The organism is uncultured Maribacter sp., assembly GCF_947496775.1.
Classification (GTDB): domain Bacteria; phylum Bacteroidota; class Bacteroidia; order Flavobacteriales; family Flavobacteriaceae; genus Maribacter_B.
This window is the reverse complement of sequence record NZ_CANMDU010000003.1, coordinates 102,733-129,331: the sequence shown is the minus strand read 5'-3', so window position 1 is coordinate 129,331 and position 26,599 is coordinate 102,733. Positions and strand designations below refer to the sequence as shown.

At 32.5% G+C, this 26,599-nt stretch carries 18 protein-coding genes and 1 CRISPR repeat array; of the genes, 11 read left to right on the top strand and 7 right to left on the bottom strand.

The annotated features are described in order from the left end of the window. The first annotated feature begins 1 nt into the window (after position 1). The 4 genes from lptC to Q0856_RS07200 all read left to right on the top strand — a co-directional run bounded on the left by lptC (position 2) and on the right by Q0856_RS07200 (position 4,307). Positions 2-610 (top strand): LPS export ABC transporter periplasmic protein LptC, encoded by a 609-nt coding sequence (gene lptC, locus Q0856_RS07215; RefSeq protein ID WP_298477894.1) that lies wholly within the window; start codon positions 2-4, stop codon positions 608-610. Then, positions 603-803 carry a hypothetical protein gene (locus tag Q0856_RS07210; RefSeq protein WP_298477897.1) on the top strand — a complete coding sequence of 67 codons (201 nt, stop codon included), beginning with the start codon at positions 603-605 and terminating at the stop codon, positions 801-803. Before lptC ends, Q0856_RS07210 begins: the two co-directional genes overlap by 8 nt. Before the next feature lie 5 nt (positions 804-808). Then, complete coding sequence (locus Q0856_RS07205) at positions 809-2,098, top strand: hemolysin family protein (protein WP_298503760.1); 1,290 nt, start codon at positions 809-811, stop codon at positions 2,096-2,098. 91 nt (positions 2,099-2,189) lie between these two features. Beyond that, the gene (locus Q0856_RS07200) at positions 2,190-4,307 is read left to right on the top strand and encodes a peptidylprolyl isomerase (protein ID WP_298503758.1); all 2,118 of its coding nucleotides are present in this window, start codon (positions 2,190-2,192) and stop codon (positions 4,305-4,307) included. A 102-nt stretch (positions 4,308-4,409) separates the two neighbouring features. Here Q0856_RS07200 and Q0856_RS07195 read toward each other — a convergent pair whose 3' ends face one another. Together Q0856_RS07195 and Q0856_RS07190 are read right to left on the bottom strand one after the other, a co-directional pair. Then, on the bottom strand, positions 4,410-5,354 hold the full coding sequence (locus Q0856_RS07195) for a GYDIA family GHMP kinase (RefSeq protein WP_298477908.1): 945 nt from the start codon (positions 5,352-5,354) through the stop codon (positions 4,410-4,412). A gap of 3 nt (positions 5,355-5,357) precedes the next feature. Next, positions 5,358-6,674: a hydroxymethylglutaryl-CoA reductase, degradative gene (locus Q0856_RS07190; protein WP_298477911.1), complete on the bottom strand. Its 1,317-nt coding sequence runs from the start codon at positions 6,672-6,674 to the stop codon at positions 5,358-5,360. A 229-nt stretch (positions 6,675-6,903) separates the two neighbouring features. Here Q0856_RS07190 and Q0856_RS07185 point away from each other — a divergent pair, with 229 nt between their 5' ends. Both Q0856_RS07185 and Q0856_RS07180 read left to right on the top strand, forming a co-directional pair. Continuing rightward, positions 6,904-9,069, top strand: coding sequence for a S9 family peptidase (locus Q0856_RS07185; RefSeq protein ID WP_298503757.1), 2,166 nt, complete (start codon positions 6,904-6,906; stop codon positions 9,067-9,069). Between the two features lie 21 nt (positions 9,070-9,090). After that, complete coding sequence (locus Q0856_RS07180) at positions 9,091-10,656, top strand: peptide MFS transporter (RefSeq protein ID WP_298503755.1); 1,566 nt, start codon at positions 9,091-9,093, stop codon at positions 10,654-10,656. Here the strand turns inward: Q0856_RS07180 and Q0856_RS07175 are convergent. From Q0856_RS07175 to surE, 5 genes are all read right to left on the bottom strand, one after another. Continuing rightward, positions 10,653-12,683 (bottom strand): ComEC/Rec2 family competence protein, encoded by a 2,031-nt coding sequence (locus Q0856_RS07175; RefSeq protein WP_298503753.1) that lies wholly within the window; start codon positions 12,681-12,683, stop codon positions 10,653-10,655. The genes Q0856_RS07180 and Q0856_RS07175 overlap by 4 nt on opposite strands. Before the next feature lie 108 nt (positions 12,684-12,791). Further along, complete coding sequence (locus Q0856_RS07170) at positions 12,792-13,346, bottom strand: C40 family peptidase (RefSeq protein ID WP_298503752.1); 555 nt, start codon at positions 13,344-13,346, stop codon at positions 12,792-12,794. A 33-nt stretch (positions 13,347-13,379) separates the two neighbouring features. After that, on the bottom strand, positions 13,380-14,489 hold the full coding sequence (gene lpxB / locus Q0856_RS07165) for a lipid-A-disaccharide synthase (RefSeq protein WP_298503751.1): 1,110 nt from the start codon (positions 14,487-14,489) through the stop codon (positions 13,380-13,382). A 245-nt stretch (positions 14,490-14,734) separates the two neighbouring features. Next, positions 14,735-15,019 (bottom strand): hypothetical protein, encoded by a 285-nt coding sequence (locus Q0856_RS07160; protein ID WP_298503749.1) that lies wholly within the window; start codon positions 15,017-15,019, stop codon positions 14,735-14,737. Next, a complete protein-coding gene (surE, locus tag Q0856_RS07155) occupies positions 15,012-15,791 on the bottom strand; it encodes a 5'/3'-nucleotidase SurE (protein WP_298477935.1) in 780 nt (259 codons plus the stop codon). The genes Q0856_RS07160 and surE overlap by 8 nt, the downstream gene beginning before the upstream one ends. A 194-nt stretch (positions 15,792-15,985) precedes the next feature. Between surE and Q0856_RS07150 the strand changes: the two genes are divergently transcribed. From Q0856_RS07150 to cas2, 5 genes are all read left to right on the top strand, one after another. Further along, positions 15,986-18,106, top strand: coding sequence for a carboxy terminal-processing peptidase (locus Q0856_RS07150; protein ID WP_298503747.1), 2,121 nt, complete (start codon positions 15,986-15,988; stop codon positions 18,104-18,106). Positions 18,107-18,443: 337 nt separating this feature from the next. Next, a complete protein-coding gene (gene cas9, locus Q0856_RS07145; protein WP_298503746.1) occupies positions 18,444-22,568 on the top strand; it encodes a type II CRISPR RNA-guided endonuclease Cas9 in 4,125 nt (1,374 codons plus the stop codon). A 9-nt stretch (positions 22,569-22,577) separates the two neighbouring features. Then, positions 22,578-23,480, top strand: a complete 903-nt coding sequence (cas1, locus tag Q0856_RS07140; RefSeq protein WP_298503745.1) for a type II CRISPR-associated endonuclease Cas1 — start codon at positions 22,578-22,580, stop codon at positions 23,478-23,480. Between the two features lie 333 nt (positions 23,481-23,813). Continuing rightward, positions 23,814-24,128 carry a GIY-YIG nuclease family protein gene (locus Q0856_RS07135; protein ID WP_298503743.1) on the top strand — a complete coding sequence of 105 codons (315 nt, stop codon included), beginning with the start codon at positions 23,814-23,816 and terminating at the stop codon, positions 24,126-24,128. A 128-nt stretch (positions 24,129-24,256) separates the two neighbouring features. Continuing rightward, entirely contained in the window at positions 24,257-24,604 is a 348-nt protein-coding gene (gene cas2 / locus Q0856_RS07130; protein ID WP_298504038.1) for a CRISPR-associated endonuclease Cas2, read from the top strand. A gap of 136 nt (positions 24,605-24,740) precedes the next feature. Beyond that, positions 24,741-26,228: a CRISPR direct-repeat array (repeat unit 46 nt; unit sequence ACTGTGAATTATCCTATAAAGATAAGAACTGAAAGCAATTCACAAC). Positions 26,229-26,599: the final 371 nt, after the last annotated feature.

Here is a 26,599-nt window from a genome sequence, read left to right as displayed (position 1 = left end):
TATGAATAAAGTATTTACAGATAACTTTAAAAGCATTGCTATGGTATTTTCCATAGCAATGCTTTTTTTTTCATGTAAAGACAATTACAAACGTGTTGGGGAAGAAGCTAAAGCAAATATATTTCCTCAGGGTGTGGCTAAAGACTTTGTATTAACTTATACAGAAACCAAGGAAAGGCTCAATCCAGATGAAAGTAAAAACACTAGGGTTATGGCCGTTATGACCAGCAGCATTAGTAATGATTTTGATAATTTAAAATTTCCATATAGAACTTTTCCAGAAGGAGTTCATGTGGATTTTTTTGATGATAATAATGAGAAAAGCACTATAACTGCTGATTATGGGATAATTTACGGGGCAACAAATGTAATAGACTTACAAGGGAATGTTGTTATTGCTAGTCATGATGGTAAAAAGCTAGAAACAACACAATTGTATTGGGATCAAGGAAATGAATGGATTTTTACCCAAGAAAAGTTTACATTTACAAATCCAGAAGATGGAACCGTAATGGATGGGGAAGGAATGGACTTTAACAAAGATCTTAGTTTCTTAAATGCGCATAAGACATACGGATTAATGCTAATAAAAGAGGAGAACGATGATTAAAATATTACGTTATACAGAGTATTTGTATTTATTAGTTTGTGTATTTTCAGTCTACAGAATATTTACAGATTGGAATGTAGATAGAAACGGAGCATACTTATTTATCTTTTTTGCTATTGTTTCTTTAGGGATGTTCTTTTTTAGAAGGAACTATCGTCAAAAGTTCGAAAAAAGAAAACAGGATAACCAGTAGTTTTTGTGGATGCTTCCATTGTCATTATAATTCTATCCCTACTATTTTCAGCCTTTTTTTCAGGTATGGAAATTGCTTTTATTTCCGCGAATAAGATTCACATTGAAATTGAGAAAAAACAAGAAGGACTTTTGTCCAAAGTTTTAACTCTTCTTACCAAAAAACCTTCCAAGTTTATTGCAACTATGTTAATTGGCAACAATATAGCACTGGTAATTTATGGATTGTTTATGGGGGAACTCTTAATGGAGTGGTTTGTAGGAATGCAAACGCCTTCTAATAGTTTCTTGAAACTGTTATTGACAGATTTTAGTCTATTTACGCAGACACTGATTTCTACTTTTGTAATTTTAATAACAGCAGAATTCTTGCCTAAAGTTCTATTTCAAATATATTCTAATACGCTTCTTAAGGTTTTGGCTATACCGGCATATTTTTTTTATGTTTTGTTTTCTTTTATTTCCGATTTTGTACTAAAAGTTTCCGATTTTATACTAAAAACAATATTTAAAACCAACGGAGATCAAGTGCAGTTGGCTTTCAGTAAAATGGAATTGGGAGATTATATAAATGAGCAGATGGAAACCGTAGAGGAAGAGGATGAGGTAGATTCGGAAATACAGATGTTTCAAAATGCTCTAGAATTTACGGCAGTGAAGGCAAGAGAAGTTATGGTGCCAAGAACGGAGATTACCGCTGTAGAATTACATGAGACCCCTAGGAATTTAGCTAAAATTTTTACAGAAACAGGGTATTCTAAAATACTAATTTATAAAGGCACTATTGATAATATTATTGGATATGTACATTCTTACGAATTATTTAAAAGACCAAAAACATTAAAAAGTATTTTGCTTCCAGTAGAGTTGGTTCCAGAAACCATGTTAATACATGATATTCTTAAAGCATTAACAAAAAAAAGAAAAAGTATTGCCGTTGTATTAGATGAATATGGGGGTACTTCGGGAATAATGACTGTAGAAGATATTGTAGAAGAATTGTTTGGTGAAATTGAAGATGAACATGACTCTACAGATTTAATTGAAGAACAAATAGATAGGTTTAATTACTTGTTTTCTGCTCGATTGGATGTAGATTATATAAATGAAAATTATAAAATGGAACTTCCTGAGGATGATGAATATGAAACTTTAGGAGGGTTAATAGTAAGCGAAACGGGAGAAATACCGGAACAAGACACCGAAATTACTATAGATAATTTTCGTTTTACAATTCTAGAAGTATCCAATACTAAAATAGATTTGGTAGGGCTTCAAGTTTTAGAAGATGATTAGAAGCCTATTTTCCTATAGATAGGAGTTTTTAGGTTTTATTATTTCAATTTAAAATGGTATTTTCGCCACCTGATTTTAATTATTCCAAACAATGGCAATTTTAGAAAATATAAGAAAAAGAACAACAGTTTTAATACTGATTATAGGTTTAGCGTTGTTCGCATTTGTTATTTCTGGTGTTTTTACCAGTAGTAATTTTGGTGGGGCTAAAGTAGGTTCTGCTGTAGCGGAGATTAATGGTAATGAAATTTCTATAGATGCCTTTAGGGCAAAAATAGAAGCTGCATCTAGAAGATACGGACCTACAACATCTTCTATGCAACTTGTGAATCAAGTTTGGGATCAAGAAGTAAAGAATACTATTTTAGGAGAGCAGTTCGAAAACCTTGGAATAGGAATTGAGCAAGATCAAATTATTGATTTTTTAAGAACTACTGGTTACGCTCAGAATCCTCAATTTCAAAATGAAAATGGTGTTTTTGATGCTAATAGATTTAAGAATACTATTGCGGAATGGAAAAATAGTAATGATGGCCAGTATGATGCTTGGTTAGAGACAGAAAAGAATATTATTCAATTGGCAAAAGAACAAACGTATTATAATCTTATAAAAGCTGGAGTTGGAGCTACTCTTAAAGAAGGGGAATTAGATTATGAGTTGGCTAATGAAAAAGTAGATATTAAATATGTACGTGTACCTTACACTTCCATTGCAGATAGTACTATAGCTGTTTCTAAAAGTGAAATATCAGAGTATATTAGTGCGCATAAAGAAGACTATAAGCAGGAAGATGCTAGAGATATACAATTTGTATACTTTGAAGAAAAAGCATCTGCTGCGGATGAGGCTGCAATAAAAGAAAAAATTACAAAGTTGTTAGACGATTCTATCGAGTATAATGAGAGTACGGATAGAAATGATACTATTGTAGGTTTTAGAGATACTAAAAATGTAACTGCTTTTTTAGACAGAAATTCAGATACAAAGTTTGACACTATTTTTAAAGCTAAAAAAGATTTACCAGCCTTATTCGCAGATACATTGATGACTTTAGGTATTGGAGAAATTTTTGGTCCGTATAAGGATGGTAATTTCTATAAATTATCTAAAATGGTTGCTAAGAAGGGAAATGGTTCCGTAAAAGCTAGCCATATATTAATAGCTTATGAAGGGGCTACACGTGCAAACCCTGAAGTAAAAAGAACAAAAGAAGAAGCGGAAGAAAAGGCAAATGAGCTTTTAAAAGAGGCAAAAAAATCGGAAACTGTTTTTGTAGAATTAGCAAGAGATAATTCGGATGGACCATCTGCTGCTAATGGTGGAGATTTAGGATATTTTCAAAGAGGAACAATGGTTCCAAAATTTAACGATTTTGCTTTTGGAAATACTACAGGAACTATAGGTTTGGTAGAAACAGATTTTGGTTTTCATGTTATTAAGATTGATGATAAGCAAGATGTATATCAAATAGCTACAGTTTCTAGAGAAATAGAGCCATCAGAAGAAACAATTAATACGTTATTTACAGATGCTACTAAATTTGAAATGGAATCTATCGATGGTTCTAAATCTTTTTTAGATTTAGCTAAAGAGAGCAAGTATTTAGTTCGTCCTGTAAACAAGATTAAAGCAATGGATGAGAATCTTCCAGGATTAGCCTCTCAGCGCAATATTGTACAATGGGCTTTTAATGAGGATTCTAAAATTGGTGACGTTAAGCGTTTTAATATCAACAATGGTTATGCGGTGGTTCAATTAACAGCAACCTATGCAAAAGGTTTAGCAGATGTTGCAGATGCTTCAGCTTCTGTTCTTCCAATAATACGTAAGCAAAAGAAAGCAGCTCAGATAATTAGTGCTAATCAAAATAAAGCGTTTGATGCTTTTGCGAGTAGTAATAATGTGTCTGCAGCAACAGCTTCAGCTTTAACAGTAAAATCACCTACTATTCCTGGAGCAGGTAGCGAACCAATAGTTATTGGTACTGCTTTTTCTTTGGGTGAAAATGAAACTTCTGCACTAATAGAAGGTAATACCGGTGTATTTATGGTAACGGTTACTAAAAAGACAGATGCAGTTAAATTAGATAATTATAGTACCTACGCGAATTCTTTAAAGAATGCGAATAGTGCTAAAGTGAACACAGCAGTTTATAATGCACTAAAAGATGGTTCAGAAATTATAGATAATAGAGCAACATTTTACTAAAATCGTTGCGGATTAAATTATAAAAAAAGCCTCCATATTTGGAGGCTTTTTTTATAATGAAGTGCGGTGTAAACTTTTTGTTTTAAATCTGGAATGTATTCCTTATAGTACCATATCCTTGTAAGGAATCATTACGGAGTAGCCTTTTCTTTTAAAATAACGCATTTCTCTTGGTGTTCCCGTTGCAAGAATAAAATCCCCGCCCCAGGCCCCAAGACTTTTAATACATCCAGTAAAATCAGGAAATAGATTTTCTTTTTGTGTGGGAATTTTTAAATAATCAGAAATTAAATTTTCGTGTTCGTTGATTAAAGTATTAAATTCTTCTATAGTAGTACTACCAATTAGTTTTTTTGTTATTCGAGATATGCTTTCTATTAAATGGGTTTTTTCTACAGAAATCGATTTGTACTTGGCTATACCATCTCGACTATTTTGCTTTTGGTTTAAGTATATAAAATAAAGCTTGTCTTTAAAAGGAGGGTCAAAAGTCGCTTTAGTAACTTCTGGCTTACTAGAATTAAGTGTATAGGTTATGGGAAAATTGTGTTGTGCGCATGCAATATCATATGCGCTCCCAGAAAAAGAATTCCATAATAATTTGTAAGCATCTACTTTAGCCCAACTAGCAATATTATTGATTAGTGTAGAAGAAGACCCTAGTCCCCAATTTCTTGGAAATGTTAATTTGGTTTCTACAAAGTAACCAGCAGTTGCCGAAAGAAAAGGATTAAGTTTCTGGGCTTCAGACAAAATCTTAATTAGTATATGAGCAGTAGATTGCGCTTCAATATTTAAATTATTTTTATTTTCAACTTCTAAGAGTATGGAGCTTGTAGAATCATCAGGTTTTATAAGAAAAGTTGTTTTAAACCAAGTGTCCCCTTTTTCATCAATACTTGTCCATACTATTTTTGGGGCATTATTTTTTCTAATAGTAAGTAGTTGCCCATATTTAGTTGGTATTGCTAAACTTAAAGCACCATCTAAAACAGCATATTCACCAGTTAGGAGTAATTTACCATTACTATAAAAAGTAGTATTCATCTCTTATTTTTTAATGCTATGGTAAATATCTAAAACGGCACTATGGCTAACAGTGTTTGTTTTAAAATGAGCAACAATTTTTTTCTTTTCTGTCTCCGTGGCACCTAATTGATTAAGGATGTTAAGTAAGTGCATTTTCATGTGTCCTTCTTGTATACCAGTAGTTACTAGAGAACTTACAGCACCAAAATTCTGGGCTAAACCAGCTACGGCAACTATTTGCATAAGCTCTTTAGCAGAAGGTTTTTGTAAAATTTCAAAAGCTAGTTTTACTAAAGGGTGTAAATTAGTTAGTCCTCCTATAGTTCCAAGAGCTAGAGGAATTTCTATCCAAAAGGTGAATACATCATTCTCTATCTTAGCATGAGTTAGACTGGTGTATGTACCGTCTTTAGATGCGTATGCATGTACACCAGCTTCAATGGCTCTAAAATCATTTCCGGTAGCTAATACAACGGCGTCTATACCATTCATAATCCCCTTGTTGTGGGTAACCGCTCTATGTGGTTCTGCTTTTGCAATGGCAATAGCTCTAACCATTTTTTTAGCAAATTCTTTTGAGCTTATCTCTTTGCTTAGCGTTAATTCTTCTACAGGGCAACTAACTTCTGCTCTTACCAAGCAGTTAGGAGTATAGTTAGAGAGGATACTCATAACTATTTCTATGTTTTTCTCTTCATCAGAAAACACATCGTACAGTTTTGCTTCTTTTTTAAATGTGCTTGCAAATTGCTCTAAGCAACTATTAATAAAATTGGCACCCATGGCATCCATGGTTTCAAAAGTACAATGTAGTTGGTAGTAATTATCCAACGAATCGGTTTTGTCTCTAAGTTCTATATTGGTTATTCCGCCACCTCTTTTTTCCATGTTTTTGGTTATAGAAGCGGTATCCGAAATTAATTTGGGATATACTTTTTTGTAAAAATCCCGAAGTTTAGAAACATCTCCTGTGTACATAAAATGTACCTGCCCTATTTTCTCTGTTCCGATAATAGAAGTTTTAAATCCGCCACGGTCTAACCAGAATTTGGCTGCTTTACTAGCGGCTGCAACTACAGAACTTTCCTCTATGACCATAGGTATGGCTAACAATTTTTCATTGATTAAAAAATTAGGAGCAACTCCAAGTGGAAGATAAAAGTTAGAAATGGTATTTTCAATAAACTCATCATGCAATTTCTGTAATTGCGCGTCGGTATTCCAATAGGTATATAATATCTCTTTAGTGGATTCAGGATGCTCGGTGTAATTAGTAGCAATCCATTCTATTTTTTCTTTTTTGGTAAGTTTAGAAAAACCTGTAATAGGTTGGTTCATAGGTTCTTTTGTTTCATTTTTAGCTAAAAAATAAACTGCGTTTTAAAAAAACATAAAGCTTTTTAGCTTAGAAATGGTATTAGGTTAAATAAGAGAGTAAATATAAGGATTATGGCAATATGTAGTAATGGCCATAAATAAGCTTTATTGCTTACTTTTTTTGCTGTAAAATGTTGTTTTTAGTAGAATTATTAGTAAACTTGAAAGATTTAACAAAATTAACGTATTTATGAAGAAATATTACTTTTTGATGCTGTTTGTTCTTGGTTTATTTCAGGTAAACTTAGCGCAAGACAAATCAATAACGGTAGAAGAAATTTACCAAGGAGCCTTTAGAACGGAAGGTATGGATGTATTGCGATCTTTAAAAAATGGTAAGCAATACACGGTACTTAATTTCGATAGAAACACCAGAAGTACAAGTATAGATAAATACGATTACAAAACTTTGGAAAAGGTAGAAACCATTGTTTCTTCTGCCGATTTAGCAGATATAGCCTACTTTACTTCCTACGAGTTTAATACCGATGAATCTAAGATAATTTTAGCAACGGATTTAGAATCTATATACAGGCATTCTGCTTTAGGAGTATATTTTATATATGATATTGCTAGTAAGAGTCTAGTGAAAATAGCCGATTATAAAATCCAAGAACCTTCTTTATCTCCAAACGGAAAACAAGTAGCTTATGTAAAGGATAACAACATATTTTTGTTTGATATAGCTACTAAGAAAACAAAACAAATTACAAAAGACGGAGAGAAGAATAAAATTATTAATGGTATAACAGATTGGGTTTACGAAGAGGAATTTGCCTTTGTACGTGCTTTTGAGTGGAATGCAGATGGAACAAAAATTGCTTTTTTACGTTTCGACGAAACCAATGTGCCCGAGTTTTCTATGGATGTCTATGGAGCGGAGTTGTACCAAACACAAGAGGTATTTAAATACCCTAAAGCGGGAGAAAATAATGCTACTGTTTCGTTACACATGTTAGATGTAAAATCCGAAAAAGTGGCAGAAGTAAATTTAAATAACCCATATTATATTGCCCGTATAAAGTGGATGAATAGCACCAATTATTTAAGTGTACAAACCCTAAATCGTCATCAGAATTATTTGCAGTTACTATCTGTAAATGCAAAAGACAATTCATCTACGGTTATATTAGAAGAAACCGATACGGCTTATGTAGACATTACCGATAATCTTACTTTTTTAGAAGATGATAGTTTTATTTGGACAAGTGAAAAGGACGGATGGAATCATATTTATTTATACAATCAAAATGGTAAATTAATGAACCAGATAACCAAAGGGGATTGGGAGGTTACCAATTATTACGGTTATGATCAGAATGAAGATAAAATTTATTATCAATCTACAGAAAATGGTTCTATAAATCGTGGCGTGTATAGTATTGCAAGTAACGGAAAAAACAAGAAATATTTGTCTGTTGAAAAAGGGAAAAACACGGCTGATTTTAGCTCCGATTTTACGTATTATATTAATACTTTTTCTAGCGCTACTACACCTCCGAAATATACTTTGCATACCGCAATTAACGGGAAAAAAGTAAAAGATATAAAAGATAATTCAGGTTTATTAAATCGTTTAAAAAATTACAACTTAAGCACTAAAGAGTTTTCAACGATTACTATTAATGGTAACGCCCTAAATATGTATTTTCTAAAACCAAAAGATTTTGATGCTTCTAAAAAGTATCCTCTTTTTATGTATCAGTACAGCGGTCCGGGGTCACAAAATGTATCTAATAGTTGGAATGGGGCTAATGATTATTGGCATCAAATGTTAGTTTCTAAAGGGTATATTGTAGCGTGTGTAGATGGTCGAGGAACTGGTTTTAAAGGAAGAAATTTTAAAAAAGTAACGCAAAAAGAATTGGGTAAATATGAAGTAGAGGACCAAATTGCAGTAGCTAAAAAATTGAGCGAATTACCTTTTATTGACGAAACCAGAACTGGTATTTGGGGTTGGAGTTATGGAGGTTTTATGTCTACCAATTGTCTTTTAAAGGGCAATGAAGTTTTTGAAATGGCAATAGCAGTGGCACCTGTAACTTCATGGCGTTTTTATGATACTATTTATACGGAGCGCTATATGCAAACTCCACAAGAAAATGCGAGTGGTTATGACGATAACTCGCCTTTTAATTATCCGGAATTACTAAAAGGAAAATACCTTTTAGTTCATGGGTCTGGGGATGATAATGTACACGTGCAAAATACCATGCGTATGGTAGAAGCATTAGTACAGGCAAACAAACAATTTGAATGGGCAATCTATCCGGATAAAAACCATGGAATTTATGGCGGAAATACCAGAATTCATTTGTTTCATAAACTTACCGATTTTATTTATAACAATTTATAATTTAAACTAACGCAACAATTTATGTCAAATTCAATTAAGCCAGCTCATCAAAAAGAGCTTTTTGGGCATCCAATAGGTCTTTATGTCCTTTTTTTTACAGAAACATGGGAACGTTTTTCTTATTATGGAATGCGTGCATTATTGGTGGTTTATATGACAGCCAAAACAATGCAGGCTAATGGACAAAGCGGTTTAGGTTGGTTAGATGGAGAAGCTTTAGCTCTTTATGGGTGGTATACCATGTTGGTATATTTAATGAGTATTCCGGGAGGGTTTATTGCAGATAGATATATTGGACAAAAGAAAGCAGTTTTTATAGGAGCTGTATTATTAACTGCCGGACATGGTATTTTGGCAATTGATGCTGTATGGGCATTTTTCGCGGGATTAGGCTTTATTATTTTGGGCGTTGGAATGTTAAAACCGAATATTTCTACTATGGTAGGAGGGTTATATAAGCAAAATGATATAAGAAGAGATAAAGGATTTAGTATTTTTTATGTGGGAATAAATTTAGGTTCTTTTTTAGCTTCTCTTTCTGTAGGATTAGTGGTTAAAGCCTATGGTTGGCATGCCGGCTTTGGTTTAGCAGGTATTGGAATGTTATTAGGGCTTTTAGTGTATTTGTATGGTCAACAATATTTGGTTCATGTTGGTAATGCCCCAACGGTGGAGCAAAAATCGTCAGATATTAGTATTGGTACGTTATTTAATCAATTATTTAAGTCCCCTCTGCAATTAGGTATAGTAGTTCTGTTATTAATATATTCTCTTTATGCTGGGTTTACCTATGAAGGCGCTGATCATTGGGGATATGGAATTTTATTTATAGTGTTATCATTAATTACAGGAGTAATGATGATGATATACAAGAATTTGCATAATCAGGTAGAAAAAGATAGGTATGTTGTATTGCTTTTGTCCTTGCTTATGGTTATGGTTTTTTGGGGTTGTTTTGAGCAAATGGGGGGGCTAATGAATTTGTATGCGCAAGAAAAAACTAATAGAATGCTTATGGGATTTGAAGTGCCGGCGGCATGGTTTCAAGGGGCAGGAGCTGGATTTATAATTTTATTAGCTGTTCCTATTGCCAATTATTGGGCAAAAAGAAAATTAAAAGGGAATGAAGCCTCTTCCTTATTTAAAATGGGCATAGGTATTGTAATTATGGGTATTGGTTTCGTTTATATGGTATTTGCTTCTATGGAATACGAGGCTAATGGCAGTTCTGCAATGTATTGGTTAGTATTGGCTTATTTATTCCATACTATAGGGGAATTATGTTTATCTCCGGTATCCTTATCTTTCTTTACTAAATTGGCTCCTACAAGATATATGGCTCTAATGATGGGAGTATATTGGGCCGCAACAGGATTAGGAAATAAATTAGCAGGTATAATAGGAGAAAGCTCTGTTAAAGCAGGGGAGTTTAATGTATTTGGAGGGTTGTTTCTGTTTGCAGTTTTATTTGGTTTAATAGTTGTGTTATTATTAAAACCTTTAAAAAGATTAACGCATGGAGCTGAAGATAAAGAAACATTAATACATGATGATGAAACAGAAGGTTTTGAACTTTCCAATCATTAAGGAGAAATAGTATTGGGCACTAAATAAGCTCCTTTTTCACCAGTATAGTGAAAAGGGAGTTTTCTTTTTTTACAAGTTTTTTTCCAACGAGTAATATAGCTTTTGTAGTTACTACCATCCGCAATTATTTTTATGGGTTTAACAGAATCTATAAAACGACTTAAATTTATTTTAGGAGAATTAGACAACAGATAAACAGAAGGTTTCTTTGTATTGCTATACATACCGCTAGAATCTATAACTGTAAATGTTTTAGGGCCGTAACTATAAGAATTAGACAAGAGATTATATACTGTAGAATCTATGTTCTTTTCTATTTGATACGCATTTATGGAAGGGGTAGCTATTTTATCTCTAGTAGACATAACATGTAAATTCTTTCCTTTTTGATGTAAAAGAATTGAATTTTTAGTTTGATGTAAAACCCAGACTTGCTCTTCTTTTTGTAAGCTATTATCCTGATAGAAATATACTATTTGCCACAACATAATACTAGTTAAAAATAAAGCTACTTTTTTAAAAGTAGTTTCGGTTAGAGCATTAACAAATAAAACCAATAAACCATAGCTTAAGAGAACTTGTATTTTGTTAAATGATACGGACGTAAATAAGAAAGTTTCTTGTGCTGCGACCCATGCAATTATATTGTTCATAGTACTAATTACCAAGTTGTATATATGAACTAAAATAGTAGGAAGCCAATTAATTGCAGCCAATAGAATAATGAATATTCCGAAACCTAAAATAATACCTAAGAACGGAATAACCACCAGGTTTGATATAAAGAACAAACTAGGAAATTGATGAAAATAAAAAAGGGAAATTGGCAGTACGCCTAATTGGGCAGCGATACTTACAGAAAGTAATTGCCAAATTTTATTTAGAACAATATTTTTGGGAAACCAAAATCGTTGCAGCATAGGAAATAGCCAAACAATAGCGAAAACTGCAGCATAACTCATTTGAAAACCTACCTGAAAAATAAGATTAGGGTTAATCACTAGAAGAATAAAACCCATAGACAAAGCAAGAATATTAAAAGTATTGCTAGGTCTATTTAGGTGTAGGGCATACGCAACAAAAGTAAACATGGTAGTCGCTCGAATAATAGAAGCAGAGAACCCTGCCACTAAGGCAAAACACCATAAAAGAAGAACTAATAGTCCTAGTTTTATTTTTTTACCATGGGGTAAATATTCTAATGGTTGCAAAAGAAATTCAAGAATAAGGAGTAGAATACCAATATGCAAACCAGAAACGGCAAGAATATGTATAGCACCTGCTTTTTTGTATTGGTCATAAGTGGTATTAGAAATGTCTTGTCGCTGTCCTAATAGTAATGCTTGTATTATAGAAAGCTCTTCTGTACCAAAAGGATGTTTTTTTAGTTTGCTGATAAGGTCTTTACGTATTTTGGATGCAATTCCGAATAGGGTAGAGGAGCTATTTCTTAGTAATAAATAATTGCTCTTAGAAATGTTTGCTTGGTGATAAATACCTAAGTTTTCCATATACTTTTTGTAATTAAATTGATATGGATTTAAAGGAAGAGGTAAAGATTTAGGTAAGATATAAGTTTGTATTTCATCGTCGATTGATAATGAAGCATTAGAAGAATCTTTGGCTATATTTAGGAGTATTTTTCCAGAAGAACCAGAGGTGTTTACCAGTTTTACATCGGCAATATATTTGCGGTAATATGTATTTGACTTTAGGGTTTCTGTAATTTTTAAAGTATATAATTGGGGCTTTTTGGCCAATTTGTTTCCAAAATAAGGTGTGTCATTTTTAGGATTGTTAAGGGCAGTAACTAATACTCCCAAGCAAATAGTAGTGCCAATGGTAAGGATACCAAAAGCTAAAGTCTTATTTTCTTTTTTAGTATAAAAGCATAACCCTAATGCAATTAAGAAAACAACGGTAAGCACACCAGAAATTACTATGTTAACATCAAAAAAAGAACCTAAAAGAATACCTATAACGAGTAGGAGGGTTAGTTTTATAGATGCAAATTTTAAAAGCGACATAAAAGATGGTTGTGCTTCTAAAATACTGTATTTTAGCTATTTTGCATATAATACGTTTGTTATTAGATGTGTACGAGCTTTAAAAAGAGGGAAAAACCATCATAAAAATTATAAAACTCTCGTTGCTTTTACAAAAGCGGACTTCCAGTATCCTTCTTTTAGAGAAGAAACAGTAACCCCTCGGGAACTAGAGGCATGTATAAATTTAATTTCGCCATTCTCTACGGCAACAACCATACCTACATGGTTTATCCTTTTGCCACGTCTACTAGTTTTAAAAAAGAGTAAATCGCCTTTTAGGACTTGTCTTAATCGTATGCGTTTCCCTTCATTAGCCATTACGTAAGACACCCTAGGTAGGGGAACATCATGAGCTCCAAAAGAAACATAGAGTAATCCAGAACAATCCATTCCTTTCTTTGTGGTGCCTCCATATTTATAACGAACGCCAGAAAAGGTAAGAGCAGTGTTAATTATGTCGTCGGCCTTAGATAATTTTTTTTCGGGAATGTTTATAACGGTACTTTCAGAAGTAATAGAAGAATCTTTAGGGGTGGCAGCAACAGTAACTTTATAGGTTTTGCTTTTAACGGTTCTTTTTTTAGAAACGCCACAACTTCCTAGCAATAGAAGAAAAAAAACAAAAATAATTTTTCGGAACATTAATTTAGCTATAGCGTCTTAAGATTTCTAAAGTTAGTTATTTTTTACAATTAAAGAAGCTGCTTTTTCACTTGCTCCGGAACCACCGAGCATTTCTAGTAATTTAGTGTATCCTTGTAACTGTTTTTCACGAGCATCGCCAGAAACTATTTTTAGAAGTTCTGTTTTTAAGTTTTCAGTGTTTAAATCTCCCTGAATGAGTTCTTTAACCACTTCTTTTTTTAAAATTAAATTAACTAAAGAAATGTAGTCTAAGGTAATAATACGTTTGGCAATTTGGTAAGAAATCCAATTGGCTCTATAACATACCACTTGGGGTACTTTAAAAATTGCGGTTTCTAAAGTGGCGGTTCCACTAGTAACTAAAGCCGCTCTGGAATGGGATAACAAATCGTACGTTTTATTACTTACAAAAGTTACATTTGGATTTAGATAAGGTTGGTAAAAATCTAAATCCAAACTAGGGGCTCCAGCGATAACAAATTGATATTCTTTAAAAGAATCAGTTACAGAAAGCATAATCGAAAGCATTTTTTGCACTTCTTGCTTTCTACTTCCAGGAAGTAGTGCTATTAATGGTTTATTAGCGTCTAAATTATTTTCTAATCTAAAAGCAGCGTTTTCCGTTTTTGGCCTTTTTTCTATAGCATCTATTAATGGGTGGCCTACAAAATGTACAGGATAGTTATGTTTGTTTTCGTAGAAGTCTTTCTCAAAAGGAAGAATAACATACATAGTATCAATATCTCTTTTTATTTTTTCAATTCGGCCTTCTCTAGAAGCCCAAATCTGTGGAGATATATAATAATTGGTTTTAAAATTATGCGTTTTAGCCCATTTAGCAATACGTAAATTAAAACCAGAATAGTCAATAAATATTAAGGCGTCTGGTTGGTAGGCAAGAATATCTTCTTTACAAAAGGCTATGTTTTTAAATATTTTGTTTAGATTGGTTATTACTTCTATAAAACCCATAAAGGCCATTTCTTTATAGTGTTTTACCAAGGTTCCACCGGCTTGTTGCATTAAATCGCCACCCCAGCATCTAATCTTTGCATCTGCGTTATTACGGAACAATGCTTTAATTAGGTTAGAACCATGTAAATCGCCAGAAGCTTCCCCAGCAATGATGTAATATTTCATTCTAATTTTTTATATTTTCTAATGTCTAAAGTTTCAAAGTAATTAGTACAGAGTACTTAGTCTTACTTGTTGCTTCTTGACTCTCGACTCTTGAATCTATCTTTTTATTTCTTTTCCTAAAAAAAATCTCTTCATACGTAGTTTTTTAGGGCAGGAGTTTTTTTCTTCCTAACCATCAACCATCAACCATCAACCATCAACCATCAACCATCAACCATCAACCATCAACCATCAACCATCAACCATCAAAAAACTTTATAATATAAAATGGCTAGTGCAGTAATTAAGGTTGCTAATAATACACCACGAGCTCTTTGGTCTCTTTTAATTTTTAAAAACCCAAAAAAGGCTACTAAGTTAAGAATAGCCCCAAGAGCTAATAAACTGCCAACATGGCCTTGTGCTATAGCGGCATTATAGGTTTCTACAATTCCAAATTCAGAAAAGATTAGAATATACAAAAGAGTACCTATGGTATTTGCTATTATACCTACGAGAAAACCAATTATAACTTCTTTCTTATTATTCATTTAAATTCCAATTATTAATATGCGAAATAGCATGGTGTGCTGTTAAATCAAATTGTGTTGGTACTACAGAAATAAAGCCATTAGCTAAAGCCCATTCATCGGTATCTTCCCCTTTATCTAAAAGCTCAAACTCTCCTGTTAGCCAATAATAATCTTTCCCCATTGGGCTGGTACGTTTATCAAATTTTTCTTTCCAATTGGCTCTGGCTTGTCGACATATTTTTATGCCTTTAATGTTTTTTTTAGGAAGTTTAGGAATATTAACATTAAGAACCACTCCTTTTGGAATTCCATTAGTAATTGCTTGGGTTACTATAGTTTTTATAAAATCTTCTGCAGCATTAAAATCAGCCTCCCAAGAGTAATCACACAAAGAAAAGCCTATAGCGGGTATGCCTTCTATTCCTGCCTCAATGGCAGCACTCATGGTACCAGAATAAATAACATTTATGGAAGAGTTAGAGCCATGATTAATACCACTTACGCAAATATCTGGTTTGCGATCTAGTATTTCTTGTAAAGCCAGTTTTACACAATCTGCTGGTGTACCACTACAGCTATATTCTTCATGAAAATCGCTTAAAGGATTTATTTTCATTGGTTTGGAATATAGTGTACTGTCAATGGTTATGGCATGTCCCATTCCCGATTGCGGGCTGTCTGGAGCTACAACAATAACATCGCCAATGGCAGCCATGTATTTTACCAAAGTACGCAAACCGGGAGCAGTTATACCATCATCATTGGTTATAAGAATAAGAGGTTTAGGCATAGTATATACTTTACGGAGTAAAAATACGTTTTTAAAAAAGATAAGACTACTACCTTGTTTAACAAAAAATTATTGCTGTAAGATATTGCTGGCATGGTTTTTTCAGTATCTTAGGGAATTGTATGCCGTAAAAAGCATATTATTTGCAATTTTTTTATCTAAAATCGCAAAAATTTAAAAAAATATTTGAATTTATGAAAAGGAATTTAGCCTACGTTTTAACAGTATTAATGGTAGCTGTAGCTTCTTGCAGTTTTACAAATAAAACATTCGAAAATGATGACAAGGATAAATTGTTATTAGATATTATTACGTATGTTTTAGAAAAAGGACACTATGCACCTAAAGATATTAACGATGATTTTTCGGTACGTGTTTTTGAGGATTTTATAGATATTCTAGACCCAACAAAGCGCTACTTTTTAGAGAGTGATATTGAAGAATTTGAGCAGTATAAGTTTCAATTAGACGATCAAATAAAAAATACGGATATTACATTTTTTAATGTAGTATATACGCGCTTGGTAGAACGTATGGGCAATGTTAAAGGTATTTATAAAGAAATATTGCAAACACCTTTTGATTATTCTAAAGATGAAAGTATAAGTATAGCCTATGATGAAGCTTCTTTTGTGTCTTCTAAAAAGGAGTTAAAAGAAAGATGGAGAAAGCAATTAAAGTATGCTACTTTGGGAACTTATGATTCTAAATTAACTCGTAATAAGAATAATGAAGATGCGGACAAAAGTATAACTCCAGAAGAGGCAGAAATAGCCGCAAGAAAAACAACAGAAACTACCTTAGATGATTTCTTTAGTTTTATTGATGATTTAGAGCGTAAAGATTGGTTTGCACAGTATATTAATAGTATAGTAGATGAATTTGACCCTCATACTTTTTACTTTGCACCAGAAGAAAAAGAAAAATTTGATACCAGTATGTCTGGTAAGTTTGAAGGGATAGGAGCACGTTTACAAAAGAAACCAGAAGGTGCTAAAATTGTAGAAATTATCTCTGGTGGTCCGGTTTGGAGAGATCAAAGAATAGAAGTCGGAGACGAAATTATAAAAGTAGGGCAGGATGGTGCGGATCCAATAGATATAGCTGGTATGCGTTTAGATGATGCTATAAAACTAATTAAAGGAGCAAAAGGAACAGTAGTAGATTTAACCATACGTAAAGTAGACGGTTCTAATACTGTAATTTCTATTACCAGAGATGTAGTAGAGCTAGAAGAGTCTTATGCTAAATCTGCAAATATTATTAAAGAAGAGCAACGATTTGGAATTATAAACCTTCCTAAGTTTTATGTAGATTTTGAAGATTATAGTAATAGAAATGCAGCCTCTGATGTTGCTAAAGAAGTACAACGTTTAAAGGAAGAAGGTGCAGAAGGCTTAATTATAGATTTAAGAGATAATGGCGGCGGTTCTTTAAAAACAGTTGTGGAAATGGCAGGTTTATTTATTAAAGATGGTCCAATTGTACAAGTACGTTCTAGTGGAGAAGGTAAAGATGTGTATGATGATAAGGATGAAAGAATACAATGGGATGGCCCATTGGTTATTTTAGTAAATGAGTTATCTGCATCTGCTTCTGAAATTTTAGCGGCAGCAATGCAAGATTATAAAAGAGCTATTGTAATAGGAAGTAAGCAAACGTTTGGAAAAGGAACGGTACAAAATGTAATACCGCTAGATAATATAGTACGTAGTAATGAACATGGCAATTTAGGAGCTATAAAATTAACTACTCAAAAATTTTATAGAATTAACGGAGGTTCTACACAGTTAGAAGGAGTTAAGAGTGATGTGGTAGTGCCAGACAAGTATAGCTATATAGATTTAGGAGAAAGAGACCAGAGTAACCCTTTAAAATGGGATAAAATTACACCAGCAGATTATACACCTTGGAATGGGTATATAGATTATGATAAAACGGTGGAGAGTAGCACTAAACGTATGGCAGCACACCCGCAAATTAAGTTAATAGAAGAAAATGCTAAATGGTTAAAAGCAGAACAAGCAGAAACCGATATTTCTCTAAATTATGATGTGTATAAAACAGAAGAAGCAAAAGATAAAGAGCAATCAGAATATTTTAAAAACTTATCAGAGTACGATTCTCATCTAACTTTTAAGTCTTTAAAATATGAAGAAGAGTTATTTACAAAAGACTCTATTTTAAGAGAAAAAAGAAATCGTTGGCATAAGCAATTAGCAAAAGATGTGTATGTAGAAGAAGCTGTAAATGTGCTACAAGATTTAAAATTGAATAATATAAAACAAGCCAAGCTTGCTAGTGTAAAAGGATAGTCTTTTATATAGAATTTTAAAAACCGCTTAACGTAATTTAAGCGGTTTTTTTGTGCTTATTTTTATAAAATTTCATTAGAAAAAGACTACAAGAGTTATGCGTAATAGTTATATTTATAGTCCCTAATAATCTATTCTAAGTACCACTTTCCCCCACTACTTTGTTATAAAAAGAAAGCGACCCGTTAAGGCCGCTTTAAATGTTTTCACAACGGAATAATCCTTATTGTGAATTGCTTTCAGTACTGTAAATATACAAAAAGATTACCAGATATGGTTTACAGATTTCTGTAAGGAAATTAGAAAAGAAGAAAATAGCTTTAAAGAAAATATTTAAATGAAAAAAGTTTTAGGCCTTGATTTGGGGACTACCAGTATTGGTTGGGCATTAGTTAACGAAGCAGAAAATAAAGAAGAAAAATCAAAAATTATAGAGTTAGGGGTTAGAGTAAATCCCTTAACTACTGATGAACAAACCGATTTTGAAAAAGGAAGACCACTATCTGTTAATGCGGATAGAACATTAAAACGTGGAGCAAGAAGAAATCTACAGCGTTTTAAACTCAGAAGGCAGTATTTAATAGAGATATTAGAAAAACACAAAATAATTTCTAGTAAAACACCTTTAACTGAAATTGGTAAAGGAACTACACATGAAACGTTAAGGTTAAGAGCTACTGCTGCTGTTGAGAAAATTGAATTGGAAAATTTGGCAAGAGTTTTGCTGGCAATTAATAAAAAAAGAGGTTATAAAAGTAGTAGAAAAGCGGTAAACGAAGATGAGGGTGTAGCAATTGATGGAATGTCAGTTGCCAAAGAATTATATGAGAAGAATCTAACTCCTGGTCAATATGTTTACCAATTACTAAAACAGGATAAAAAGTACCTCCCAGAGTTTTATCGTTCCGACTTACAAAGTGAATGGGATAAAGTTTGGAACACTCAAAAAATATTTTATTCAGAAATTTTAACGAATGAATTGTACAAAGAGCTACAAGGTAAAAACAAAGGTGCTACATGGACTATTTGTCAAAAACCTTTCAATATTGTTGGTAAGAAGCTAGATGGGAAAGCTCAGGAGCAAAAACTAAAAAAGTATCAGCTACGAGCAAAAGCTTTGTCAGAGCAGTTAGATTTAGAACATTTAGCTATTGTTTTACAGGAAATAAATAATGATACTAATAAATCAAGTGGTTATTTGGGCGCTATAAGCGATAGAAGTAAGGAGCTTTATTTTGATAAAATTACAGTTGGTCAATATCTGAATAAGCAAATAAAAGAAAACCCAAATACATCACTTAAAAATCGAGTGTTTTATAGGCAAGATTATCTAGATGAGTTTGAGCAAATTTGGGAAATCCAAGCTAAACATCATTCGGTTTTAACTAAAGAGTTAAAAGAAGAAGTAAGAGATGTTATTATATTTTATCAAAGAAGGTTAAAATCACAAAAACATTTAATTTCTAATTGCCAATTTGAAAAACACCATAAGGCGATTCCTAAATCTTCGCCTTTGTTTCAAGAGTTTAAAATTTGGCAAAATCTTAATAACATACAATTTAAACGAATAGACGGGAAATCGAATAATTTATTTAATGAAGAGGTTGAAGCCGATTATATCTTAGATGAAGAAACCAAGATATTACTCTTTAAGGAGTTAAATGTAAGGGGCGATTTAAAAGCTAATGATGTTCTTAAATTTTTAGGCAAGAAAACGAAAGAATGGAAATGTAATTTTGAGAAAATTGAAGGTAACAGAACAAACCAAGAACTCTATTCCATTTTCAAAGAAATAGCAGATTTAGAAGGTTATGGCTTTGACTGGACTAAAAAATCGGCTTCCGAAATTAAAGAAGAATTAGACGCAGTTTTTACAGAAATAGGTATTACCCCAGAAGTTTTAGATTTCAACGCGTATAAAGAAAATACTGATTTTGATAAGCAAGCCAGTTACCAGTTATGGCACTTGTTGTATTCAGCCGAAGACGACCATAAAATTAATGAAGATGATAAATTAGTTTATGGTAATTCTAGCGTTGCATTAAAAAAGAAACTACACAATAAATATGGTTTTAAACCAGAGTATGCTAAATGGTTAGCAAACATAAAGTTGCAACAAGATTACGGTAGCTTATCGGCAAGAGCTATTCGTAAAGTTTTGCCTTTTCTACAAAGTGGCAACGAGTTTTCAGAAGCTTGTAGACTAGCTGGCTATAATCATTCCAATAGCTTAACCAAGGATGATTTAGACAAACGGGTTTTAAAAGATACCTTAGAGCTTTTGCCTAAAAACAGTTTGCGAAATCCTGTTGTGGAAAAAATATTAAATCAAGTGGTGAATTTGGTGAATCAAGTTATTGAAACTTATGGAAAACCAGATGAAGTTAGAATAGAATTAGCCAGAGAACTTAAGAAATCAGCGTCAGAACGTAAAGATGCAACCTCTTTTATTACAAAACGTACCAAGGAAAATGAGGATGTTAGAAAATTAATCTCTAAGGAGTTTGGGATTCCTAACCCAACAAAAAATGATGTTGTTAGATATCGTTTGTATGAAGAATTAAAAAATTTAGGCTATAAAACTGTTTTTACTAACAAGTATATTCCTAAAGAGAAACTCTTTTCAAAAGAAATAGATATTGAACACATTATTCCAAAAGCTATGTTGTTTGGCGATTCTTTTTCTAATAAAACCTTAGCTTACAGAAAAATAAACCTTCAAAAAAGAGATAGAACGGCACTAGATTTTGTTGAAAGTGATTTTAATAATGATTTAGAAAATTACAAAAATAGAGTTGAGTCACTTTTTAATAAAGGAAATGGTATTGGTAAGTCAAAATATAAAAAATTATTGTTGAGTCAAGAAAACTTACCAGATGGTTCTATAGAAAGAGACTTACGAAACTCGCAATACATAGCTAAAAAAGCTAAATCCTTGTTACAAGAATTGGTTAGAGAGCCTATAGTTTCAACTTCCGGAAGAATAACAGATAAGTTGAGGGAAGATTGGGATTTAATTAACGTCATGAAAGAGTTAAACCTTCCAAAATATAAAGCGTTAGGCTTAACAGAAATACAAACAAGAAAAGGTAATAAAAAAGTTGAAGTAATAAAGGATTGGACCAAACGTAACGATCACCGCCATCATGCAATGGATGCATTAACGGTTGCATTTACAACGCATAATCATATACAATACCTTAATAACTTAAATGCCAGAAAGGATGTTAAACATAAAAAACATTCAAATATTATTGCCATAGAAAAAGTAATAACCCATAAAAATAGTGAGGGTAAAAAAAAGTTTATTGCTCCAATGTCTAATTTTCGTACTCAAGCCAAAGAGCATATTGAATCTATTATAGTTTCTTTTAAGACAAAGAATAAAGTAGTAACTAAAAACATTAACAAAACTAGATTAAAAGGGAAGCAGAACTTCAAATCTAAGATACAGCTTACACCAAGAGGTCAATTGCATAAAGAAACGGTTTATGGTAAATCTAAACAACCAATGGATAATACCGTAAAAATTAATAAGCGAATTACTTTAGAACAGATAAGCAATATTATTAATCCTCAAATAAAGCATTATTTATTAGAATATTTAGTAAAATATAATAATGATACTTTAAAAGCTTTTGATACAAAAACACTTAAGAAAGAGCCGTTGATTTTTAACAACAAACTTATAAAAGAAGTGTTCTGTTATGAAGATATTTATACCATTAGAAAAGCTGTCAATGCAGATAATTTTAAAAACGAAAAGAGTCTAGATAAAATTATAGATAGTAATATAAAAACACTTCTTAAAACACGTTTAAAAGCTTATAATGGAAATGCTAAAGAAGCATTTTCAGATTTAGACAATAACCCCATTTGGTTAAATAAAGAAAAAGGTATTGCGGTAAAACGCGTTACCATTTCTGGTGTAAATAATGTAGAAGCACTTCATGAAAAAAGAGACCATAATGGTAATTTAATTCTAGATAAAAATGGAAAACCAGTACAAAATGACTTTGTGAGTACTGGAAACAACCATCATGTTGCTATTTATAAAGACATTAAGGGTAAACTGCAAGAAAAGGTAGTGTCGTTTTATGAAGCTGTACAACGCGTTAATTCTGGCCTTTCAATAATCGATAAAGATTATAACAAACACCTTGGTTGGCAATTTTTGTTTACAATGAAGCAAAACGAAATGTTTGTTTTTTCAACCGAAGATTTTAAGCCAAATGAAATGGATTTATTAAGTACAAAAAATGCTAAAGAAATTAGTAAATATTTATTTAGAATACAATCTATAAGTGAAAAGGATTATAGGTTTAGACATCATCTAGAGACTATGGTTACTAATAATTTGGATTTTACTTATAAAAGGTTAAGGAGTCCAATGGCAGTTAATAATATTATTAAAGTTAGAACAAATCATTTAGGACAAATAGTACAAGTTGGGGAATATTAATTTTTAGTTATGATAAAACGCACTCTCTTTTTTGGAAAACCAGCCTATTTAAGTACCCGAAATGAGCAATTGGTAGCAACATACCCAGAAGAGGATAAAGAAGAAAGAACGGCAGCCATAGAAGATTTGGGTTTTGTAGTTTTAGAAAACTCGCAAATAACCATTACTACTGGTTTATTAATGAAATTGGTACAAAATAAAACAGCTGTTATAACCTGCGATAAGCAACATTTACCCCGTGGTTTTTTACAACCCTTGGTAGGGCATACAGAACAGACGGAGCGTATGCGTCACCAATTAAATGCCAGCGTACCTTTAAAAAAGCAATTATGGCAACAAACCGTACAGGCAAAAATTGAGAACCAAGCCCAGCATTTATTAGTACAATCTAAAAACGCCTTAAAGTTAAAACGCTGGGCAAAAGAAGTAAAAAGCGGTGATGCTCAAAACCATGAAGCCTATGCTGCGGCGTACTATTTTCAGGAGTTATTTATAGGTATAGAAGGCTTTAGTCGTAACCAAAAGGGAGTAGCGCCAAACAACCTTTTAAATTATGGCTATGCCATATTACGTGCCGTAACGGCAAGGGCTTTGGTAAGTAGCGGTATGTTACCCAGTGTAGGTATATTCCATAGAAATAAATACAATGCATTTTGTTTGGCAGATGATATTATGGAGGCGTATAGGCCTTTTGTAGATATGCTGGTCTATGATCTAGTAGCTACGGGTTGCCAAATAGAAGAGCTTAATACCCAATTAAAAACCGAATTATTGCAAATACCCGCAATGGATGTGGTGATAGATGGTAAAAAAAGCCCGTTAATGAATGCTATGAGCCGTACCACCAATAGTTTATACGAGTGTTTTTATGGCAGTAGCCGAAGAATATTATATCCAGAATTAAAGTTGTAAATATGTTTAAAATTAATTATTAGAACCAATATCAGTTCGATCGCAGTAGGGTAACCATGTCAGTTCAAGTGAAGTCGAGTAACCTTGTCAGTTTGAGTGGAATCAGGTAACTTTTTTCGGTTCAAGCGCAGTCGAGTTTCCTTGTTAATTCAAGAGTAGTCGAGTAACCTTGTCAGTTCGAGCGCAGTTGAGTAACCTTGTCAGTTTGAGTGGAATCAGGTAACTTTTTTCGGTTCAAGCGCAGTCGAGTTTCCTTGTTAATTCAAGAGTAGTCGAGTAACCTTGTCAGTTCGAGCGCAGTCGAGAACAAATTATGTCAATTAATAACAAATCATGAAAACCTATTTTGTTTACATACTAAAATGCCAAGATGGTCTCTTATATACAGGCCTTACTAATAATCTAAGCAGAAGATTAGAAGAACATCAGCTAGGTAAAAATAAAAGCAGTTTTACCTATAAGAGAAGACCAGTGCATTTAATATGGAACCAAATGTTCAATGATATTGAACAAGCTATTTTAGTAGAGAAACAAATTAAAAAATGGAGTAGTAAAAAGAAATGGGCTTTAGCAAATGGCGATGATAAAATGCTAAAAATTTTAGCAGAATGTAGGAATGCTAGTCATTATAAGTATAAGCCAGACTGAGGTCTCGACTGCGCTCGACCTGACACGACTGCGCTCGACTTGATAAATTCGCTCGTCCTGACAAGACTGTGTTTGATTTGACACGCCTGCGCTTGATTAGATGCCATTGTTTTTTTAATATATAAATGATGAACCAGAGCAATTTTAGCCGTTTAAATCAATATCGTAGTATGTGGGTACTTGTTTTTTTTGATTTACCAACCGAGACTTTAACAGAACGTAAAACCGCAGCGCGTTTTAGAAAAAATTTGTTGAATGATGGTTTTGCTATGTTCCAATTTAGTATTTATATGCGTTTTAGTGCTAGTAGAGAAAATGCAGCAGTACATATAAAACGAACAAAAAATATGTTACCCAAAAAAGGTAAGGTGTGTATTATGCAAATTACTGATAAACAGTTTGGGATGATGGAGTTGTTTCATGGACAAAAAGAAACGCCACCAGAACCACCTAGTCAGCAATTAGAGCTTTTTTAATACAAAATAGAGTTTAAAAATATTAGATCAAGCGCAGTCTTGTCAGGTCGAGCGCAGTCGAGACCTCGTTACTCTCATTTTTTTATTTCTAAAAACAGGTTTAAATAACAGTATACCAGCTTTTTATGGCGGGTATACTGTGAATTATCCTATAAAGATAAGAACTGAAAGCAATTCACAACTATTAAAAACAACATTAAATTTGGGAAAGAACTGTGAATTATCCTATAAAGATAAGAACTGAAAGCAATTCACAACGAATTACTATTTAAACAAACGCTGTTTCTTACTGTGAATTATCCTATAAAGATAAGAACTGAAAGCAATTCACAACTGGCAACAGGTTATGGGCTTACCAGAGTCTACTGTGAATTATCCTATAAAGATAAGAACTGAAAGCAATTCACAACAGAGTTAGTGAAACTATTAGTTTAAAGTATACTGTGAATTATCCTATAAAGATAAGAACTGAAAGCAATTCACAACATCTGCTTGGGTATAATCAAAAGTATCTCTTACTGTGAATTATCCTATAAAGATAAGAACTGAAAGCAATTCACAACATTACAGATTTCGACGGTAAATTTTATATAACTGTGAATTATCCTATAAAGATAAGAACTGAAAGCAATTCACAACGATGCCACGACAATAAGTAGCAACCCTTTACTGTGAATTATCCTATAAAGATAAGAACTGAAAGCAATTCACAACATTTAATTTTGGATTTACTTTTGTATATAACTGTGAATTATCCTATAAAGATAAGAACTGAAAGCAATTCACAACACATGGAGCACTCTAAAATAAAAGGAAAAAACTGTGAATTATCCTATAAAGATAAGAACTGAAAGCAATTCACAACGAGATACATTGAGATACATTGAGATACATTACTGTGAATTATCCTATAAAGATAAGAACTGAAAGCAATTCACAACTGCCATTGAAAACAGATTTAATATTGCGGGACTGTGAATTATCCTATAAAGATAAGAACTGAAAGCAATTCACAACATGAAATTTGTTTATTTAATAAAGATAATAACTGTGAATTATCCTATAAAGATAAGAACTGAAAGCAATTCACAACTGGCAAGTTAAAAGGCACAGGTCGCTCAGGACTGTGAATTATCCTATAAAGATAAGAACTGAAAGCAATTCACAACGGGACAGAGTTATTCGCTAAAGGAGTTTCTACTGTGAATTATCCTATAAAGATAAGAACTGAAAGCAATTCACAACGATGCAACAACAATAAGTACTAATTCTTTAACTGTGAATTATCCTATAAAGATAAGAACTGAAAGCAAGTCACAACAGATAAAAGTTTCGATACATCTAAAGAGAACTGTGAATTATCCTATAAAGATAAGAACTGAAAGCAATTCACAACTACAGACATAGCTTTACTTTCTACTAAACAACTGTGAATTATCCTATAAAGATAAGAACTGAAAGCAATTCACAACAACTGTGTTTTTTATAAAAAAAGTGTGGTGACTGTGAATTATCCTATAAAGATAAGAACTGAAAGCAATTCACAACTATTTGGATCAAATACAATAATTAAAGAATACTGTGAATTATCCTATAAAGATAAGAACTGAAAGCAATTCACAACAGATACATTGATTGAGATATTGAGATATATACTGTGAATTATCCTATAAAGATAAGAACTGAAAGCAATTCACAACATGTAAAGTCTTTTCCATATCATCATGATAACTGTGAATTATCCTATAAAGATAAGAACTGAAAGCAATTCACAACTGGGCAAAAGAAAACCCTGAAGGAATGGTTACTGTGAATTATCCTATAAAGATAAGAACTGAAAGCAATTCACAACGTGCGGCAAAAAAGTAATGACTTTTGAAGAACTGTGAATTATCCTATAAAGATAAGAACTGAAAGCAATTCACAACTAGCGACCAAAAACGCTTAAATTTTTAATTACTGTGAATTATCCTATAAAGATAAGAACTGAAAGCA

Bases quoted from the DNA above. Each gene is read 5' to 3' on its own strand.
- cas1 (WP_298503745.1), top strand. From the start codon at position 22,578: ATGATAAAACGCACTCTCTTTTTTGGAAAACCAGCCTATTTAAGTACC.
- Q0856_RS07170 (WP_298503752.1), bottom strand. From the start codon at position 13,346: ATGTTCCGAAAAATTATTTTTGTTTTTTTTCTTCTATTGCTAGGAAGT.
- Q0856_RS07210 (WP_298477897.1), top strand. From the start codon at position 603: ATGATTAAAATATTACGTTATACAGAGTATTTGTATTTATTAGTTTGT.
- surE (WP_298477935.1), bottom strand. From the start codon at position 15,791: ATGCCTAAACCTCTTATTCTTATAACCAATGATGATGGTATAACTGCT.
- lptC (WP_298477894.1), top strand. From the start codon at position 2: ATGAATAAAGTATTTACAGATAACTTTAAAAGCATTGCTATGGTATTT.
- Q0856_RS07150 (WP_298503747.1), top strand. From the start codon at position 15,986: ATGAAAAGGAATTTAGCCTACGTTTTAACAGTATTAATGGTAGCTGTA.
- Q0856_RS07185 (WP_298503757.1), top strand. From the start codon at position 6,904: ATGAAGAAATATTACTTTTTGATGCTGTTTGTTCTTGGTTTATTTCAG.
- Q0856_RS07175 (WP_298503753.1), bottom strand. From the start codon at position 12,683: ATGTCGCTTTTAAAATTTGCATCTATAAAACTAACCCTCCTACTCGTT.
- Q0856_RS07135 (WP_298503743.1), top strand. From the start codon at position 23,814: ATGAAAACCTATTTTGTTTACATACTAAAATGCCAAGATGGTCTCTTA.
- Q0856_RS07190 (WP_298477911.1), bottom strand. From the start codon at position 6,674: ATGAACCAACCTATTACAGGTTTTTCTAAACTTACCAAAAAAGAAAAA.
- Q0856_RS07195 (WP_298477908.1), bottom strand. From the start codon at position 5,354: ATGAATACTACTTTTTATAGTAATGGTAAATTACTCCTAACTGGTGAA.
- Q0856_RS07200 (WP_298503758.1), top strand. From the start codon at position 2,190: ATGGCAATTTTAGAAAATATAAGAAAAAGAACAACAGTTTTAATACTG.
- cas9 (WP_298503746.1), top strand. From the start codon at position 18,444: ATGAAAAAAGTTTTAGGCCTTGATTTGGGGACTACCAGTATTGGTTGG.
- Q0856_RS07160 (WP_298503749.1), bottom strand. From the start codon at position 15,019: ATGAATAATAAGAAAGAAGTTATAATTGGTTTTCTCGTAGGTATAATA.
- cas2 (WP_298504038.1), top strand. From the start codon at position 24,257: ATGAACCAGAGCAATTTTAGCCGTTTAAATCAATATCGTAGTATGTGG.
- Q0856_RS07180 (WP_298503755.1), top strand. From the start codon at position 9,091: ATGTCAAATTCAATTAAGCCAGCTCATCAAAAAGAGCTTTTTGGGCAT.
- lpxB (WP_298503751.1), bottom strand. From the start codon at position 14,489: ATGAAATATTACATCATTGCTGGGGAAGCTTCTGGCGATTTACATGGT.